Here is a 2,309-nt window from a genome sequence, read left to right as displayed (position 1 = left end):
GGCCGGCGGCCGTGCTGGCGGCGACCGCCGGCACCCAGATGGTGCTGCACCAGCTCTTCGAGCGGCTCTCGCCGGCCGCGGGGGCGAGCCCGGGACACGGGCATCCCGCGCCCGGCATGGCGCTGGTGCATCTCACGGTCGCGGCCCTGACGGCGTGGTGGCTGCATCGGGGCGAGCGCGCGCTGTGGCTCATGATCCGCCTCTACGCCGGGCCGCCGCCGCTCATCCGGCTGCTCGCCGCCGCCCCGGCCGAGGTCACTGCCGAGCTCACCACTCCCTCGTGGCGGCCGGTGACCCCCGATCTCCCCGTGTACGCCGGCAGGACCGTCCCCGGCGCGATCAGCAGGCGAGGCCCGCCCGGCGGGCCAAGGCACTTCGGCTGAAGTACATGTCCCTTGGCACGCCCAGCTGGGGCGTACCCTTGCCATTGCCCGGACGGCGCCACGCGCGCGGCCCGGAAGATCGTTCTGGAGACCCATCATGGCGTTCCTGCCACGTCACATCCTCGGGGCGGCACTCGCGTGCGCCCTCGCCCTGATGTTCACCGCTTCCCCGGCGCTGGCCCACGACTCACTCAAGAGCAGCTCACCCGCCAAGAACGCGCAGGTCGGCTCGGTCGACGAGATCGAGCTCGAATACAGCGCCGGCGTCAAGTTCCCGTTCGTCGTGCTGCACGACGCGGCGGGCAAGGCGGTCCCGCTCGGCAAGCCGCGGCTCGCCGGTCCGAAGGTGCTCACCGACGTGGCCCAGCCACTCGCGCCGGGCGCCTACGTCATCGCCTGGCGCGTCGTTTCATCTGACGGGCATCCCATTGAGGGCGAAATCCCCTTCAGCGTGAAAGGATCAGCTTCTTCATCGGCCACCGGCAAGGGACCGACGGCGAGCACGCCGCCTCAGGCGGCAGCGTCCGCCGCGGCGCCTACTGCGGCCGGCGAGCAGCCCGCGGCGGCGTCGGGGGGTGTTCCCGGCTGGATCTGGGGCGGGCTGGCGGTGCTTGTCGTGCTGGGTGCGCTCGTCCTGATCTGGACCGCGCGCCGCGGCCCAGATCGGGAGGAAGTGGATGCGGATTGAGGAAGCCCGGCAGATCGCCCGGCAGTGGGTGCTGGAGGAGGGCGCCGCACTGCCGGGCTTCGACGGGGCGTTCCTGACCGGGTCGGCCCTGTGGGCCGACCCGGCCGATGAGCTGGCCCCGACCTCCGACGTGGACGTCATCGTGGTCGCGGACAAGCCGGCCCATCTGGGAAAATTCACCTACAAGGGGATCTTGCTCGAGGTCTCCTCCGTTCCCGTGCTCGGCTCCGCTCACGACGTGCTGAGCGACTACCACCTGGCCGGCAGCTTCCACCTCCCGTGCGTGCTGGCCGACCCGTCCGGGCGGCTCACCGAGATCCAGCGGGATGTCTCGCGCGACTTCGCCCAGCGGCCATGGATCCTGGCCCGCTGCACCAACGCCATGGACCGGGTGCGCGGGTTCGTCAACGGCATCGACGAGCGCGCGTCCCTGCCCGACCAGGTCGCCTCGTGGCTGTTCGGCACTGGGGTGACCACACACGTCCTGCTGGTGGCCGGGCTGCGCAACCCCACGATCCGCCTCCGGTACGTCGCCGTGCGCGACCTGCTCGCCGAGCACGGGCGGCTGGACTTCCACGAGAGCCTGCTCGACCTGCTGGGCTGCGCGAACCTCAGCGCGGCGCGGGTCGGGCGGCATCTGGCCGCCCTGGAGAAGGTGTTCGACGCGACGGCCGCCGTGCGGGCGCCCTCGTACCGGTTCGACTCCGACATCTCCCCGCTGGCGCGGCCGATCGCCATTGACGGCACCCGGGACCTGATCCGGCGCGGGCTGCATCGGGAGGCGGTCTTCTGGCTGGTGGCCACGTACGCGCGCTGCCTGGCGAAGCGGTCGGCGGCCGGTGAGTCGGGCTACGAGGACGGCTTCCGCGAGCTGCTGGCCGACCTGGGGGCCGAGACGCGCAAGGACCGCCGCCGCCGGGGAGACCTCGTCCTGGCGGCGCTGCCGGGAGTGTGGCAGACCGCGATGGCCTTGTGCTGACAGGTCACGCCACGTAAGGAGTCGCCCGCCGGGCGGTGAACTCCTGGCGACGTGCCTTAATCCCGCACGTCCAGCCCCAGGGCCGTGGCCACGACCGTCGCCTGGAAGGGGTCGATGATCGCGCCCTTGAGCGTGACAGTGTGCGGGTCGAGCGTGCTCAGGTCGCTGCCGCGCAGGTCGCACCGCGTCAGGTCGGCGCCGCGCAGCGACGCCCCGGACAGATCGGCCCGGCGCAGCTCGGCGCCCACCAGCCGGGCCC

Annotated in this window: 3 protein-coding genes and 1 pseudogene; 3 read left to right on the top strand and 1 reads right to left on the bottom strand. The window is 72.5% G+C overall.

The features are described from left to right. The 3 genes and pseudogenes from AB0J09_RS62640 to AB0J09_RS62630 all read left to right on the top strand — a co-directional run. A pseudogene (locus tag AB0J09_RS62640) lies at positions 1–383 on the top strand (hypothetical protein); the annotation flags it as partial. A gap of 154 nt (positions 384–537) precedes the next feature. Next, entirely contained in the window at positions 538–1,071 is a 534-nt protein-coding gene (locus tag AB0J09_RS62635) for a copper resistance protein CopC (RefSeq protein ID WP_360713722.1), read from the top strand. Beyond that, positions 1,061–2,050: a hypothetical protein gene (locus AB0J09_RS62630; RefSeq protein WP_360713720.1), complete on the top strand. Its 990-nt coding sequence runs from the start codon at positions 1,061–1,063 to the stop codon at positions 2,048–2,050. The genes AB0J09_RS62635 and AB0J09_RS62630 overlap by 11 nt, the downstream gene beginning before the upstream one ends. Before the next feature lie 56 nt (positions 2,051–2,106). Here the strand turns inward: AB0J09_RS62630 and AB0J09_RS62625 are convergent. Next, positions 2,107–2,309: pentapeptide repeat-containing protein (locus AB0J09_RS62625; protein WP_360713718.1), on the bottom strand; the 203-nt coding region annotated here is incomplete at its 5' end.

Origin of the sequence: Nonomuraea sp. NPDC049784 (assembly GCF_040659615.1) — a bacterium.
Lineage (GTDB): Bacteria > Actinomycetota > Actinomycetes > Streptosporangiales > Streptosporangiaceae > Nonomuraea.
The sequence above is the reverse complement of the archived record's forward strand: the minus strand, read 5'-3'. Positions and strand labels throughout refer to the sequence as shown.